Raw genomic sequence first — 15,462 nt, 5'->3', positions numbered from 1 at the left:
ATGCTCGGTCAATACCCACACTTCGTCTAAAGGCGGCGGCCGATAAGGATTGAAGAGATTCATAGCTCATCTCTAGAGAATAAGCGTTCTTATAAAACTTTCGCAAGAGGTCTAATAAGTTATAGTTAAATATTACTGTTTGCTGCATCATCGGGGTATGTTGATTTATTTCTTTAGAATCAATCATTTATTGAGATTTTCGTCTAGAATTTTGCGAAAGAGGGAAGAAAAATACCTTGGCATTGAGGGGCGGTATTCTGGGGCATCTATTTTGATGGCCAACTAGTTTACGGCATAACCTGTGTGTGGGCGTACTGATTCAGGTAAAAAACCTAGCACGATCCTTTCTTTAGGAATACCACGTTCAACCAACTCTTCAGCAATTTCTGCATCGGTGCTGTCGTGTTGTAACCATATTTTGCTACCTTTCACGTCAATATGAACTAAGCAACCATACATACGGCGCTTACCTTGCCATCCTTGTGCAATAACCTGATAACGGTTTTGGGTATCATCAAAAATCGTTTCTAACTCTACATCACCAGTGGCGGAGGGGATGCTGGCTAAATGTTCGAGTAATTGCTTAATGGTAGTTCTATCATCAATTACTTTAGCCATTTGGTAATAACCTCGGTTTGCTCGTCGAATACAATCACTTTGATTTGGTGTTTTTCTAATGCTAGTTGACCAAAAGGTGTATCAAAAACATTGGCATAAGCATAGGTGGGTATAGCTAAATATAGGGTGCGTTCTGGGTCTGCCTCTTCTAGTACTATGCGATAGTTTAATAGTTGACCGACAGCGATATGTAATTCACGTAAAGACGATGCACCCGTGAAGGTTTTGATTTCTACAGCAATTTGCTGTCCATTTTTACTAGCACCCAATAAATCTTCTGCACCAAGATCAATGTAAAAATCGAAATTACCATAACGAAGATGTAAAGGATCATTGGTGACTGTCCAGCCTTCTTTTATGAGAGCTTGTTTGACAGCATCATGATAAATATCTTTGGCGGGCATTTGGCAATGACTCGTTCGATTTTTGCTAAAGTCTTTATTTTGACATGGATGCTTGATTGCACGCTACTAGCAATGACCTGTTGAGAACTAGGAGCACTGCATTGCTTAGCTAAGTAGGCAATTTATTAGCCTGAGTTTTAGTTGTGGATTTTTGAGAAGCATGAAGGGCTGGAAGCGAACTGGGCTAGCGTGCGATTATTCTAGAGGTCTGTGATTAGAGTTAGCCTGATTTTGAATCCAATAACGCCCCAACTTACTATTATCAACCCCTCTTCTGAACTGTTAACTCACCAAACCCAGCTTCGCGCCTGCACGCTTTGCCCCAATATGATTCGCCCCGTCATCACTTGCCAACCCGTGCTTTCACCCGTGATGTTGATCGGTCAAGCGCCCGGTATTCATGAAGCAAAAGTCATGCAGCCTTTTGGTTGGACAGCTGGTAAAACTTTATTTCAGTGGTTTAGCAGTATTGGTTTAGATGAGGCTCAATTTCGTGAGCGGGTTTATATGGCGGCGGTTTGTCGTTGCTTTCCGGGGAAAAATCCAAAAGGCAGTGGGGATCGAGTACCTTCAGAGGCAGAAGTCAGCCATTGTGCTCGTTGGTTGGATGCTGAGTTAAGGTTAATGCAGCCACAATTGCTGATTTTGGTAGGGAAATTAGCCATTAAACAGTTTTTAGCAGCTAAAAAGTTAGAAGAGGTGGTAGGGCGTGTACATCAGCGCCAATTAACCGGAAAGATTGTGGATTTATTGCCGTTACCGCACCCCTCAGGCCTATCAACTTGGCCGCATATGGAGCCGGGTAAGAGCTTGTTGCGCCAAGCCTTGCAGACTTTACAGGCACATCCAGTTTGGCAGCAGCTTATGCACGCTGAGCTAAAAGCAGACTAAAGAAACTGCTTTCTGTTGTCTTGGCATGCTATGCTTAAAACCATTATCCGCTGTTACTAATGAGAACCCCTATGAGTAATCCCGACGCTGAATACGAAGCTAACTACGACGCTTTCATCGCTGAAATCAAACAAACCGGAGAAGTCTGGGGTTTATGCACTGATGAGGATGATTGGGCCGTTTGTGCCTCCTCAGCCTATGAAGATACTGATGTGATGCCCTTTTGGTCTTCTAAGGCAGCTGCCCAAGCTCAATGTGTGGGCGAATGGGCCGTGTTTCATGCCCAAGCTATTCCTTTAGAGGACTTTCTGAATGATTGGCTGCCAGGTATGCATGAAGATGATGTAATGGTCGGGCCAAATTGGGATGAAAATCTCGAAGGTTTAGAAGTCGAGCCTGCTGATGTTGCTCTTGAATTAGACGACGAAGCACCTGAAACTGATGCTTAAAATTGGCCAATTTAATCAGCTAAGCATCACACGCTTAGCTGATGCGGGTGTGTATTTAGAGGCTGGCAGTTATGGAGAAATCCTGTTGCCACGCCGTTATGTGCCAGCGAATGCGCAGCCTGAGACTGAGCTTGAGGTTTTTGTTTATCTGGACTCGGAAGATCGCTTAATTGCCACGACTGAGCGCCCACATTTACAGGTGGGTGAGTGTGCTTATTTAAAAGCAGTCGATTCAAGTCGACATGGTGCTTTTTTTGATTGGGGCTTAACCAAGGATTTGTTAGTTCCTTATAATGAGCAAGAGCGTCCCATTGAAGTCGGTAAGTTTTATGTCGTACATGCTTTCTTAGATGAGCGCACGGAAAGTATTGTCGGGACTACGCGTTTAGCTCAACATTTGAGTGAATTTAGTTATTATTTTAAGCAAGGCCAGGCGGTTGATTTGCTAGTTTATGCGCGTGATGAACTGGGTTATCGGGCAGTAGTAAATCAAACCCATTTAGGCTTACTTTATCAGAGTGAAGTATTTCAAAACTTACGGATTGGTGATCAAGTGAGTGGCTATATTCAGCAAATCCGCCCTGATCGAAAGATTGACTTGACCCTGCGTAAGCCCGGTGTAGTGGTGGAAGATGCGCTGGCTCAACAGATTTTAGTGCATTTAAAACAGCGTGGTGGGAGTTCTCACTTCACCGATAAGACAGCGCCTGAGCAAATTTATGCAGAGTTCAAAGTGAGTAAAGCGCATTTTAAGCGTGCCTTAGGCTTGTTGTATAAGCAAAAATTGATTCAATTAACACCAGAGAAAACTACACTACTGTAAACATTGAGCCTTTCTTCTGAGATAAACTCCATACAAGCAGTATAGGGATTTCACAATTGAAATATTCTCCACTATAGTGTGACCATACTTATACAAGGGTGTGACAGGGTTGATGGTCAAGCTAATTAAGCAAGCTACTATGCAGGCAGAAGCCCTGTTTCCAATTGGAACTGTCTCTGAGCAAACCGGCGTCCATTCAGTAACCCTTCGAGCTTGGGAGCGTCGTTATGGGTTGCTTAGACCTTCTCGTACACCCAAAGGGCATCGCCTTTACAGCCAACAAGATATTCATCGTGTTAAGCAAGTGTTGCGCTTATTAGAGCAAGGTATTCCAGTTAGTCGTGCTCAAGAACTTTTGTGTAAACATACGAGTGAAGGTAACGCCGACTTAACTGCGCAAGTTAAATTGGTGGCGGGTGAAGATCCCTGGAAACAATATACCAGGCTCTGTCGCCGCTCGATTTATAAGCTCGATGCTAAAGCTCTCGAAAAAGTGATTGATGAAGCGATTGCTTCGTATTCCTTAGAGATTGTTGCCCACAAATTGTTATTACCTTTGTGTACTGATCTGTATGGGCAATGTTGCTTATTAACCTCCACTAAAGCCGATCACGCGTTCTGGTACCAATTTCTTTCCGCTAAATTAGGTGCTTATTACCTGAATACGCATATGCAGTCGCGCACTAATGGTTTTCGGGTGATTGTGATTGGGGTGAGGTGTCAGATGGTTTATCTGCAAACCCTCATGCTAGCTTGCACTTTGGGTATGCAGGGCTTTCAAGTGAGCTTATTAGGGGCTGATTGTCGTCCCGAACATTTACCTTTGGTCTTAGAGCGCTCACAGTTTGATTCACTGATTTATTGTAATCCAGATGCAGAAGTATTGGCAGGCTTAGAGGTGCTGTCACGTATGACTAAAACTGAATTACTGGTGCATTATTTAGAACCTGATAAGCAACCAAATTTGCCGGAAACGATTAAGCTCCTACCGCCTGCTTTTAATGAGGCCTCTCTACAGTTAGAGTCCTTGTTGGTAGCACGTCCACCACAGCTTACTGATAGTCACGAATGACTTGTGCTTTAGTTTGGTTTCGCCAAGATTTACGGTTAGCCGATAATCCTGCTTGGTGGGAGGCTTGCTGTAGTTGCGCACAGGTGATTCCCGTTTTTATTGATGATCCAACCCCAACTAGTGTAAGCCAATTAGGTGCAGCGAGTCGGGTTTGGTTGCACCATAGCTTAGCCAGTTTAGATAAAGCTCTACAAGCACAAGGCAGCCGGTTGATTCTTCGTCAAGGCTCCGCTTTAGCTGTTTTACAAACATTAATACAAGAAACGGGCGCGACGCATCTGTTCTGGAATCGTTGTTATGATCCGGCAAGTTTAGCGCGCGATAAACAGATTAAGGCCACTCTAAAAAATGAATTATTAGTACAGAGCTTTAATGCTGCTTTGTTACGCGAGCCTTGGCAAGTCCTGAAACATGATGGCCAACCCTATAAAGTCTATACCCCATTTTGGAAAGCGCTACTTAAAACGGGTATTACTCAAGAACTGCTACCTGAACCCCACACGATTCCCAAACCTAGTCAGTGGCCAAATTCTATAGCCTTAAAGGATTTGCAGCTCTTACCAAAGATGCGTTGGGATCAGGAGATGATGCAAACTTGGCAAGTGGGGGAGTTAGCAGCTTTAAAGCGCTTAACTGATTTTCTAGAGGGAGCTGTTGCTGCGTATAAAACAGCGCGTGATCAGCCGGCTATCTTAGGGACTTCGCGCTTGTCGCCCCATTTACATTTTGGTGAAATCAGCCCAAGGCAAATTGCTTTTCTTACCCAACAATACTTAGCAGAGCATCCAGAATCCAGCATTGGGGTACAGCATTTTCTACAGGAAATTGCATGGCGGGAGTTCGCTTGGTATTTGCTCTATCACTTCCCGCAAACGGTGACTGAGCCTTTAGATCAGCGTTTTAAAAACTTTCAGTGGGAGGAAGGCTATGAAGTGCAGTTACAGCGTTGGCAACAAGGGCAAACTGGGATTCCGCTGGTCGATGCAGGGATGCGTGAGCTTTGGCAGACGGGTTGGATGCATAATCGTGTACGTATGATTGTGGCCTCATTCTTGACTAAGAATTTGTTGATTCCGTGGCAAGCGGGGGAAGCCTGGTTCCGGGATACTTTAGTCGATGCTGATTTGGCGAATAATATCTTGGGTTGGCAATGGGTTGCAGGTTGTGGGGCAGATGCTGCACCGTATTTTCGGATTTTTAACCCGATTTTGCAGGGTGAAAAGTTTGATCCCCAAGGGGATTACGTACGCACCTGGGTACCTGAATTAGCAGGCAGGGCAGCAAAGGAAATTCACCACCCCCGAGTGCTGGGTGATGGTTGGAAATATCCTTTACCCATCACCGATTTAGCGCTCAGTCGGCAACTTGCCTTAGAGCGTTACGCACAAATTAAAACTTAGCGGAAAGTAACGAAAGCACCGGATTCGCCTGAAGCACTACGTACCCGCATTAAGTTAGAACGTGCTTCTGATTCAGAACCAAACGGTACACGTACCTTGTACAAACCATCTACTGAGTCGACGACTGCATTTAAACCACGACTTGCCATTGAGCTACGCACTTGTTGAGCTTTACTGCTGCTACCTGAAGCGAAGATTTGCACTGCAGCACGACCAGAACTGCTGCCAAGGCTGCTACCGCCACCGCCACCGCCGCCACCCGCATAGTAGTCATTTCCACCACTACTGCCGCTGCCACCAGAGCTACCATTAGCGTAGTAATCGCCGCCACTGTTACCAACATTTCCGCCAGTATTAGAGCTGTAACTGTCGTAGCTATCGTTATTCCCACCGCTATAGGCATCTCCCCCGGTTCCTGTAGTACCAGCGGTGTCATAGGCACCTTGCCCTTGTTGACCCCCTTGGTTTTGGCCATAGCCGTTATCAGCGTAAGTATCATAACTTCCGCCTTGTTGTCCACCTTGACCATAGCCACCACCATATTGAGGTTGCTGTGGTTGAGCTGTTTGTGGTGGGTAATAACTAGAGCCACCGCCTTGTTGTGGTTGGGTATAACTACCGCCGTAACCGCCGCCAGTCAAAGGACCCGCTTCAGGAATATTACTAGTGGATCCTGTTTCGGAGGTATCTTCATAAGGTGTGTTACTACATGCAGAAACAAAGAAAACCGTTGCTGACAACGCTAAAGTCAGACGTAAAGAGTGTTTCATGTTATTTTTAGCCCTCAATTGAATTGTTATCACTTCATAAGACAATACTATAGCCGCATAGTTCAGCAGACAAGCCGAACTATTGAAAGTGATTATAACCGTCTGGAAGATTAACTAACTCATAATCGATGCTAAGTTCTGCTATTTTGCTGGTTATTTCACCAATGCAGCTTAAAGCTAATGGACTAGTTGATTGATAATTCTCTATTTCTGCTAAAAAGCTTTTAGGAGCGGTAAATAAAAGCTCATAATCATCACCGCCGGTTAAGGCAAAACTTAAAGCTGTCGATAAGTTTAATTTTTGCAAAGCAGGGCTTAAGGGAATTTGTTGATGATACAGTTTTGCCCCTACCTGTGAGCGCTTTAATAAATGTTTTAAATCAGCGACTAAACCATCGGAGATATCCATGCAACTACTAGCACGTCCGCGTAACCAAGTACCTAAGTCAATGCGTGGGGTAGGATAATTGAGACGATTAATACAATACTTGGCATCTTCATTAGCTAAGCTTAAACGTTCTTGAGCAACCGCTAAGCCAGCGGCAGCATCCCCTAAATGACCTGAAACGAAAATTAAATCCCCCACTTGTGCGCCACTACGCAACAAGGCTTGTTGTTTGGGTGCAGTACCCATGACTTGAATAGTCATACTCAAAGGCCCACGGGTCGTGTCACCACCGATGAGAAAAATACCTGCCTGACTAGCTAATGCTTTTAGGCCGCGTGAGAATTCTTCCAGCCAACTTTGATCAACTTTCGGCAGGGTTAAAGCTAGAGTAAACCAACGTGGCCTAGCCCCCATTGCAGCTAAATCGCTTAAGTTTACTGCCAAAGCTTTATAGCCAATCGCATGAGCTGGAGTATCTAAGGGGAAATGTACGCCATTCACTAGGGTATCGACTGAAATGATCAGCTCTTCATTAGGGGCAACTTGAACAATAGCAGCATCATCACCGACACTAACGCGCACTTCTTTCGGTGCTGGTGTCCAAGTAAAATACTGTTGGATAAGATCAAATTCATGCATGCAGATCAGCCCTTGTTTTAAAATGCAGAAAGCCCCAACAAGTTGGGGCCTTCGTCTTTCCCAATGGTGCTAGAGACAAACACCATTTAACCGACACTGACCGGAGGATGCTTGTCTTTTCCTTGTACCCTAACCGACACTCATCCTCAGTTCAAGTTTAGTGCGAATCCAGAGATTTCACTGTAACTCGTGATAAAAAGATGGTTTTTTAGGTCAAAAGGTGTGAATTTGCACCTAATAGGTCAGCTTTCCTTGCTAAGCTGACTACGGCAAGACACTGAATTTTGCTACTATATATTTTTCTTAAAATAATGATGGATAACGACAATGCTGGATCCCAAGCGACTAAGAACTGAACTCGACGAAGTAGCTAAACAGCTAGCACGGCGCGGTTTTAAGTTAGATGTGGATGCAGTGCGGGCGCTGGAAGGGCAGCGCAAAGCACTCCAAACTCACACTGAAGAATTGCAGAATCAACGTAATCTGCGCTCCAAAAGTATCGGTCAAGCCAAGGCACGTGGTGAAGACATCGCTCCTTTGATGGCAGAAGTATCGAGTTTGGGTGATCAATTAAAAACTGCTGAGCAAGATTTAGTGAAAATCCAAACGGACTTAGAAACTATTGCTTTAGGCTTACCAAATATTTTAGATGCTTCTGTGCCTGATGGGGCGGATGAAAATCAGAATGTTGAAGTGCGCCGCTGGGGTGAGCCTAAACAATTCGATTTTGAGCCGAAGCAACATTTTGAATTAGGGGCTAATCAAGACTGGATGGATTTCGAGTCCGCTAGCAAATTAACGGGGGCGCGCTTTGTAGTACTGCGTGCAGCGATGGCGCGTTTACATCGTGCCTTGACCCAATTTATGCTCGATACTCACACGCAGCAACATGGCTATACTGAACTTTATGTGCCTTATATGGTGAATGCGGATAGTTTACGTGGTACAGGTCAGTTACCTAAATTTGAGGAAGATCTCTTCAAGCTTAATAATGAGCAAGGCTATTATCTAATTCCAACTTCAGAAGTGCCTGTTACCAATTTGGTACGTGATACGATTGTTGATGCGGCCAATTTGCCCTTAAAGTTTACCTCCCATACGCCTTGTTTCCGCTCTGAAGCGGGTTCACACGGGAAAGATACGCGCGGTTTAATTCGCCAGCATCAATTTGAAAAAGTGGAAATGGTGCAGATCACTCGCCCTGATCAATCCTGGCAAGCCTTAGAGGAGATGGTGGGTAATGCGGAAGCCATCCTACAAAAACTCGGTCTGCCTTATCGGGTGATTACGCTCTGTTCTGGTGATACGGGCTTTTCAGCGGCTAAAACCTACGACTTAGAGGTATGGTTACCAGGTCAGCAGAAATACCGCGAGATTTCCTCTTGTTCTAATACCCTAGACTTCCAAGCGCGTCGTATGGTGGCACGTTTTCGTAATCCAGAAACGGGTAAAACGGAATTATTGCATACGTTGAATGGTTCAGGTGTTGCTGTAGGACGTGCTTTAGTAGCAGTTGTGGAAAATTACCAGGAGGCGGATGGGCGGATTCGTGTTCCTGAGGTGTTGCGTAATTATATGGGTGGTGCGGCGTATTTAGCTTAATGCGTTTATTCGGCCTACTCTTGTCTTTATCTTGCTGTTTGGCTGCTTGCAATGAGCAGCCAAATGTAAATCAGCAACCCCAACTTCTAAACTTTGATCATATAGTTTATTTAAATGATCGGCCCATTAAAGTGGCAGTCTTTGATACACCTGCTGAGCGTGAAAAAGGTTTGATGTGGGTTAAAGAGCTCGCCAAAGATCATGGCGCTTTGTTTGTATTTGAGCAGGAAGGAGAGGTTGGGATTTGGATGAAGAATACACTTATTCCACTTACTATTTTCTTCTTTGATGCTAATTATAAAAAAGTTCGTTTAGTTAAAGCTGCTAAACCCTGCAGATCAAGGTGTCCGATCTACAAAGCTAAAAAAGTGATTTACGTTTTAGAGCTAAATGAATAGTTACCTTCTATAATTAGATTGCTAGTCCAGCGTGAATTTTTTACCAATAGGTCGAAAATCATCCAAATAAATAGATTTGTTTGTTAATGATAAGTTAATTTTCGCTATAGTTGTAAAGTCTTAATTTTAGGAGTTTACTAGTATGAAAGCATTAAGATTGATCATTGTTAGCGGGTCTATGCTTGTTTTAACTGCTTGCTCAACAATGTCTGCTCCCACAATTGGGGCTAAACCTGCTGATACTCCGCCTCGTTTAGTCAATAGTTCGTCTAAACAGGGAGTCGAGTGGAATAGTATTGCTGCGTTTGGACCAGTTCCAGCAAATATGCAAAAAGAGGGCGATGCGGTTTGTAGTCAAGATACTTTTATTCTTAAATCTAAAGCTATTGGCTATCATCCAAACGCTCTAGATAAAGCAGGTCAGCCTATTCAGGGTGGTGGATATGTTTGCAGTAACTAGGGATGGTTGCTGAGCTTCTAAGAGCATATCGCTTAAATTTTAATTCTTCTTGAAGAAAAGGTATAGTATAGTTGGAATAGAGTTATTTTTAACTTTTGGTCAATTTAAGGAAAGTTTCATGAAGAAAACAATTTTCGGTATAGGCGTTTTAGGTCTATTACTAACTACTTCTGCTTTTGCCGCTTCTAATCCAGTTGCAATTGTTACATCTGTTAGTGGAGATGTGAAGGTTGAGACTGTGCAAGGTAAGCGGATGAATGTAACTCCTAATATGCAACTGACTGAGGGATCTACATTACTTATTTTAAAGGGTAAAGCCAATCTTAAATACAGTACAACTGGCTGTAAGCAAGGATATGCGCCAAATACTATAGTTTCAATTAGTGAGGCTAGTCAGTGTGTAGCTGGGCAACAAATGAATGTTGGCGCGGTAGGTGCGACTTCTGGTCGTGGACCAATTGGTGCTAACTTTGGTCGTGGCTTTGGAAGTTTCTTCGGTGGTACTTCTCTGTGGGTTCCAGCAGTAGTAGTAGTTACTAGTGGTGTTGTCATTAATAAAGCTCGGAAGCATGACAAGAAACCAAGAAGTTAAGCTTTGAGTGTGTAATCTAGCATAAACTAAAGAGCCAAGTTATGGCTCTTTTCTTTTTATAAAAATACCCAGTAGCATAGAAAAAATTAGAGCATTAGCTGGTACATGAAAATTAAAGTCTACAAGTGTATGTATTAATAATAAGCCAATACTAATTCCAGAAGCTACCTTCAAAAATCGAGTTTTATCCCACGCAGTCGTTCTTAAATTCAACCAACCTTGTATATAAACTAAGAAAAATAATAGAGTAAAAACTACTCCTAGTAGACCAATTTCAAATACTAACTCTAAATAATCATTGTGCACATGATTTAGAAAATCTATTTGATCATAAGGTTGCAAAGTACGATAGACTTCTTGGAAAGTGCTAGGGCCAGTGCCTAGCGGAAAGAATTGCTTAATAGCTGTCCAAGTTAGTTGATAAAACTCCCAGCGTGCATCTTCAAGTGGGTCTTGTCCTATAAAGCGGTTTAAAATTGGTATAACGCCAATGCTGAGCGATATTCCCAAAATAGCAACAATCAGACTAGAGGTCAAACTGGCACTGCTCTTCCCTCCAATATGGCTGGCAAATAATAAGGAGCTTACAGCGATTGCTAGAACTATTAAGAAAATACCTGCGCGTGACCCAGATAAAACTGCTCCAATGATAAGAAATATATTAGCAGTAATAATCAATAATAACCCAAGAATATCATGAGTTTGAATCCCTTTTTCTTTGTAATTATATCTGATGGCTTTATTGCCGACCCTATAAAAAAACTCACCTAAAGTAAGTGGTAATGTCATATACAAAAGAGCAGAAAAATGATCACGGTTAATGTAAGTTCCGGAAACACTAGGGGAGATTTCTCTATTATTGAGACCAAAAGTAAATATGAAACCAGTATGTGCTGTATAGTTTAATATCCCTAATATTGCTTCAGTGACAGCTAGAATTATTAATAAATAGGTCAATTTTAATATATTTTTTGATGACAAAGTTAATGTAGCTAAAAAAATAGCTAGCAATGGAATTAAAGCAAGTAGTGCATGTACAGTTTTTTCTGGTACTAAGCTTAAACTAAGCCAAGGAGAGGTATTGGTGAAATACTGATACCAATTTAATCCTTCTACATATTTAGCTCTTCCTGGTAATACTTCCCACCAGGTAGCAGGTATAGGTATTAGATATAAAATAGGAATGCTGAGGCCTAAAAATAAAGTGAACCATGCAAGTTTAGAAAGGCGCTGACCTAAAGTATCTTGCCATGTGATTATGCCTAATAAAAGTGTTCCGATGAGTTCAAGGCCTAGAAGTGATGGTAAGCTTTTACCCCCAGCAATTAAGGGTGCAAATAACAGCATTATAGCTGTCAAATAAAATTTTAAATTTTCAGTCATTAGGGCTTCGGTTGTGTTCGAGTTATTTGAATACCGTCAAACCAGAGGCTGCCTTTAAACAAATGATTGTTTACAAAGGGGCTGCTAGCTTCTAATCTTACTATTTGAAAGGCACAATCGCTGGTAGGAACTTCAAAATCAACCTTCAGCACATCCCACGGTGATCTTTTGTTTAATGCTGTGCTTTCACCTAGTAAAGTATTCTTGTCATTCATGCAGTAAATACGCCAGCGCAAACCCTCACCAGTTTGCATATGATCAATACGATAGTTTAGGGTTAGGGTATACACGCCAGCATTAAGCTTTGTTATTTGACTAATATGTTGAAAGTCAACTCTATCTCGATCTGTTAAGATAAGATGCAGAGCTTTTTGCCCTATCATTCCATTGGTAGGGGCAGTCGTTATTTTAATTGAAGGTGTATTAGAGTACTGCCAATCAAAGACTGGAGTTTTTTCTATGGCCTCAAAGCTTCCATTATAGATAAAACCACTTTCTTGAAGTTGTTTTTCGTTAAGACCAGCAAGCCAAGTAAAATAAGCTTCTTCCCAAAGTTTATTTTTCACTAATGCATATATAAAAATAGAACGCTCTTCTGCTGTCAGGGGTGTAAGTGTATGTTCCCGCAGTTCATATAAGGTTCTCAGCTGTTGCAAAGCCTGTTCTTGAGTCGCAGTATAGTTAAGCAGTCCTTGCCACCATGATGGTGGATTAGCAGTATAACTCTTCAGCACTTCAATAGTTTCTGGAAAGTCTAAAAGTTTAAATAATATAGGATAAATTTCTTGATGTACTTCCGGTGCTCTTACCATAATCAAATGCCAAGCATGGATAAGTTTAGGAAGGTTATGTTGTTGTAACCAAAATTCAGCTAGTTTACTTTGTACTCCTATATGAGCGGGCCATAAGACTTCTGCTAACTGTGCCAGTTTCTCTGTATCTTTATAGTCACTATTCTTTTTAGTATTGATAGCTACAAGCTGTGCAAATGCTAAACCATTTGTTATATTTTTGCTTAAGGCTTTAAGTGTTAATTCTTTAGCTAATTCAGGATTATCCTGTTCTAAAGCATGTTCGGCCTGCTTGATTAAAGTATCAGGATGAAGAACTTGTAGCTTAGAGTTTAAACCCATTGGTTTATCAGGTGAGGCATCAATAAAGTCACTAGGCGACATTCCTCCTAGGCGATATGCAAGGCTTAAGCTAGCCGTTCCGATTGCACAGATGATGATCAGTAATTTTTTAATCATGAAAAATTTTTAAAACAACGAGTATTGTTTATTTGCACAAATACCCACCATCATCAATTGCTTTGGCATTCTCATCCAAGGCTTTAGAGTGATAGCCCATTGCAATGGATAGTCCGCTTTCTTGACAAATACGGTTACCTGTTGCTTGTAGCTTAGAAGGTACGCTGCCAAATAATTTAGGGTTGTCCCAAATCAGTTCAGCTGGGTTATTAGGGTTAACGATCAGTTGAGGAGGGTAAGGGCTAGGTTTTATAGCTAGTATTTCTACAGGTGTAGCCTTTTTAGTGGATGTAATGATCGGTTGTTGTTGGTTAGTTAGTTGCGCCTGACTCTGTTGCCTTTCACTGACTTCATGTTGTTGCGGTTGTTCGTGCTTTTGATTTTTATTAGCTGAAGGCTTAATTTCAGCTGGTTGTACTAGCTCAAGTTCTCGACGCTGTTGCTCAGCAGCAATTGCCTGTTGCTTTTGTAGTGCTTGTTGGCGAGCCAACTCAACTTGTTGCTTCTGTAAATTAGCTATACGTTGTGCTTCGGCAGCCTGGGCAACTAACTCAGCTTGTTGTCTTTCTGCCTGCTTCTTAGCTTCTTCCTCCAAGCGTTTAGTTTCTGCCTGCTGTTTTTGCAGTAGCTCCAAACGCTTTTGTTCAACTAGTTGAGCAGCAGCTAACTCGGCTTGTTGTTTGGCTAGGGCTTGTTGTTCAGCGACTTGAGCGAGGCGATTCGTTTCCTCTGCTTCCTGCTGTCGCAGTAGCTCTAAACGCTCTTGTTCAGCTAATTGAGCAAGACGCTTAGCCTCCTCAGCCGCTGCCTGCTGTTTTTCGAACTCACGTTGTCTTGCGGCTTCAGCTTCTTCTTTAGCTAGTGCTTGCTGTCTGGCTAGCTCAGCTAATCGTTTAGCTTCTTCAGCTTCTTTTTGCCGTTGTTGTTCTACTTGTAAAGCGGCTAATTTGGCTGCTTGTTCACGTTGTTGATCTTGTTCAAGTTGTCGTTTGGCCGCAGCCTGTTGTTCTTGAGTTTCGAGCTGTTTGAGTGTTTCTTCGGCTTGTTTTTGCTGGGATTCGAGTTCCAATAAGCGCTGTTCACGCTCATTATTAGCAGTCGATGTCTGTTGTTTTGTGGGCTGGGCTTGGAGGGGGGGAATAGTAGGCTGACTTAGTTGCTGTTGTTGTTCTAGGAGTTGAGCTAGACGTTGTTCCGCTTGTGCTTGCTGTTGTTGGATGTCTTTGAGTTTTTGAGTAGCTTCAGCATAGGCTTGTTCTTGCTGAATAGCTTGTTGTTGAGCTGCTTGTTTTAAAGCTTCTAACTGACTAGCATCAAGTGTTGAGCCACTTGGTTGAGATATAGCAGGAATACTCCGCCACCAACTGAATGCTCCATAAGCAATGAGTAATAAGCTTAGACTTCCGAGCACTAAACCATAACGTTGTAGCAAGTTTGGTTTTGGTGGCTGTGCTGTGTTTAGGTCAAATAATAAACCTTCAGGATTGGGGTGGCGTTGATCTCTTTTATAGGCAAGTCCTCTTGCTAGAGCTTGCCATCGATGTTGAGGCAGTTTAATAACAGTTGCAGGAGTTGCCTTTTTAATAGCTGCTTCAATGCTATTATCTAAAACAAAGGGCAAATGCCCATTTAGCATGTAATAGATAAGTGCTGCAAATGAGAAGGTATCGTCAGATTCAATAGGTTTATTACCCATAGCAACTTCTGGGCTAATAAAGCTAGAGTTCAAACTAAGCTTGCTTTTGGTCTGCTGACTGCTTGTTAATAGCTTGAGCGTTACCGCAAGTGGAGTATTTAAAAATAGCAGTTGGTTCTCAGAGGATTTTAAAATCGAACCTGCTTCTAAATAGCCATAACAATTCTGTAAGGGAGTTTTACGGACAGTGGCTAAAATAGTTTCTGCATTTTTTAAAGTATCAGGGACAGATAAACCATGACGACCTAAAGACTTAATTTGCTGTTCAAGCGTATAGCCTTCGGAAATCGATAGTACATACCAAGTACTTTCTACCGTAAAGGCACTATCCAGTACAGCAGGTAGAGTTGTTGAAAATTGTGGGAGGACTCGGGCTAGGGTTAATGAGAAGTTTTCTAACTGAGCAAGACTTGGATTGACTACAATTAGCAGTGCTCTGCTGGCTTGCGCATTGATATCAAAAGTTTGAATATCCTCAACCCAATAGCACTGGCTTAAGCTAGTTTCACTAATAAACTCAAGTACACGATAGCGTTGCGCGAAGACAAAGCCTAGCTTCTGATTAGTCGAAGCTAGGCGATGTCGTAGTGGCAATTTAGTCTCCACTGAAGCCCTCAAACCACGTTC

General features: G+C 42.5%; 17 protein-coding genes. 9 read left to right on the top strand and 8 right to left on the bottom strand.

Annotation, left to right across the window (positions count from 1 at the left end; translation table 11 throughout):
- From Q0230_RS08205 to Q0230_RS08195, 3 genes are all read right to left on the bottom strand, one after another.
- Positions 1–187: hypothetical protein (locus Q0230_RS08205; protein WP_298609423.1), on the bottom strand; the 187-nt coding region annotated here is incomplete at its 3' end.
- A gap of 95 nt (positions 188–282) precedes the next feature.
- Positions 283–618, bottom strand: coding sequence for a XisI protein (locus Q0230_RS08200; RefSeq protein WP_298609422.1), 336 nt, complete (start codon positions 616–618; stop codon positions 283–285).
- Entirely contained in the window at positions 606–1,022 is a 417-nt protein-coding gene (locus tag Q0230_RS08195; RefSeq protein ID WP_298609421.1) for a XisH family protein, read from the bottom strand. The genes Q0230_RS08200 and Q0230_RS08195 overlap by 13 nt, the downstream gene beginning before the upstream one ends.
- Positions 1,023–1,253: 231 nt before the next feature.
- Here Q0230_RS08195 and Q0230_RS08190 point away from each other — a divergent pair, with 231 nt between their 5' ends.
- The 5 genes from Q0230_RS08190 (at position 1,254) to Q0230_RS08170 (ending at position 5,657) form a co-directional block, all read left to right on the top strand.
- Entirely contained in the window at positions 1,254–1,913 is a 660-nt protein-coding gene (locus Q0230_RS08190; protein WP_298609420.1) for a uracil-DNA glycosylase family protein, read from the top strand.
- 71 nt (positions 1,914–1,984) lie between these two features.
- Positions 1,985–2,362, top strand: coding sequence for a DUF2750 domain-containing protein (locus Q0230_RS08185; RefSeq protein ID WP_298609419.1), 378 nt, complete (start codon positions 1,985–1,987; stop codon positions 2,360–2,362).
- On the top strand, positions 2,355–3,185 hold the full coding sequence (locus Q0230_RS08180) for a S1-like domain-containing RNA-binding protein (protein ID WP_298609418.1): 831 nt from the start codon (positions 2,355–2,357) through the stop codon (positions 3,183–3,185). Before Q0230_RS08185 ends, Q0230_RS08180 begins: the two co-directional genes overlap by 8 nt.
- Before the next feature lie 112 nt (positions 3,186–3,297).
- A complete protein-coding gene (locus tag Q0230_RS08175) occupies positions 3,298–4,257 on the top strand; it encodes a MerR family transcriptional regulator (protein ID WP_298609417.1) in 960 nt (319 codons plus the stop codon).
- Complete coding sequence (locus tag Q0230_RS08170) at positions 4,254–5,657, top strand: deoxyribodipyrimidine photo-lyase (protein WP_298609416.1); 1,404 nt, start codon at positions 4,254–4,256, stop codon at positions 5,655–5,657. The genes Q0230_RS08175 and Q0230_RS08170 overlap by 4 nt, the downstream gene beginning before the upstream one ends.
- Here the strand turns inward: Q0230_RS08170 and Q0230_RS08165 are convergent.
- Positions 5,654–6,427: an SPOR domain-containing protein gene (locus Q0230_RS08165; RefSeq protein ID WP_298609415.1), complete on the bottom strand. Its 774-nt coding sequence runs from the start codon at positions 6,425–6,427 to the stop codon at positions 5,654–5,656. The two genes, Q0230_RS08170 and Q0230_RS08165, sit on opposite strands and share 4 nt — an antisense overlap.
- 79 nt (positions 6,428–6,506) lie before the next feature.
- Positions 6,507–7,454 carry a thiamine-phosphate kinase gene (gene thiL, locus Q0230_RS08160; protein WP_298609414.1) on the bottom strand — a complete coding sequence of 316 codons (948 nt, stop codon included), beginning with the start codon at positions 7,452–7,454 and terminating at the stop codon, positions 6,507–6,509.
- A 327-nt stretch (positions 7,455–7,781) separates the two neighbouring features.
- Between thiL and serS the strand changes: the two genes are divergently transcribed.
- The 4 genes from serS to Q0230_RS08140 all read left to right on the top strand — a co-directional run bounded on the left by serS (position 7,782) and on the right by Q0230_RS08140 (position 10,506).
- The gene (serS, locus tag Q0230_RS08155; protein ID WP_298609413.1) at positions 7,782–9,056 is read left to right on the top strand and encodes a serine--tRNA ligase; all 1,275 of its coding nucleotides are present in this window, start codon (positions 7,782–7,784) and stop codon (positions 9,054–9,056) included.
- The gene (locus tag Q0230_RS08150; RefSeq protein ID WP_298609412.1) at positions 9,056–9,454 is read left to right on the top strand and encodes a DUF192 domain-containing protein; all 399 of its coding nucleotides are present in this window, start codon (positions 9,056–9,058) and stop codon (positions 9,452–9,454) included. Before serS ends, Q0230_RS08150 begins: the two co-directional genes overlap by 1 nt.
- 142 nt (positions 9,455–9,596) lie before the next feature.
- The gene (locus Q0230_RS08145; protein ID WP_298609411.1) at positions 9,597–9,914 is read left to right on the top strand and encodes a hypothetical protein; all 318 of its coding nucleotides are present in this window, start codon (positions 9,597–9,599) and stop codon (positions 9,912–9,914) included.
- A gap of 118 nt (positions 9,915–10,032) precedes the next feature.
- A complete protein-coding gene (locus Q0230_RS08140) occupies positions 10,033–10,506 on the top strand; it encodes a hypothetical protein (RefSeq protein WP_298609410.1) in 474 nt (157 codons plus the stop codon).
- A gap of 39 nt (positions 10,507–10,545) precedes the next feature.
- Here Q0230_RS08140 and Q0230_RS08135 read toward each other — a convergent pair whose 3' ends face one another.
- From Q0230_RS08135 to Q0230_RS08125, 3 genes are read right to left on the bottom strand one after another with little or no spacing between them, the layout of a single operon-like run.
- Entirely contained in the window at positions 10,546–11,889 is a 1,344-nt protein-coding gene (locus tag Q0230_RS08135) for an O-antigen ligase (RefSeq protein WP_298609409.1), read from the bottom strand.
- Positions 11,889–13,139 carry a hypothetical protein gene (locus tag Q0230_RS08130; RefSeq protein WP_298609408.1) on the bottom strand — a complete coding sequence of 417 codons (1,251 nt, stop codon included), beginning with the start codon at positions 13,137–13,139 and terminating at the stop codon, positions 11,889–11,891. The genes Q0230_RS08135 and Q0230_RS08130 overlap by 1 nt, the downstream gene beginning before the upstream one ends.
- Positions 13,140–13,167: 28 nt before the next feature.
- Complete coding sequence (locus Q0230_RS08125; protein ID WP_298609407.1) at positions 13,168–15,429, bottom strand: hypothetical protein; 2,262 nt, start codon at positions 15,427–15,429, stop codon at positions 13,168–13,170.
- Positions 15,430–15,462 lie beyond the last annotated feature (33 nt).

It is taken from the genome of uncultured Thiothrix sp., assembly GCF_937876535.1.
Classification (GTDB): domain Bacteria; phylum Pseudomonadota; class Gammaproteobacteria; order Thiotrichales; family Thiotrichaceae; genus Thiolinea.
Note: the sequence above shows the minus strand (reverse complement) of the source record. Positions and strands in the feature narration are given on the sequence as shown.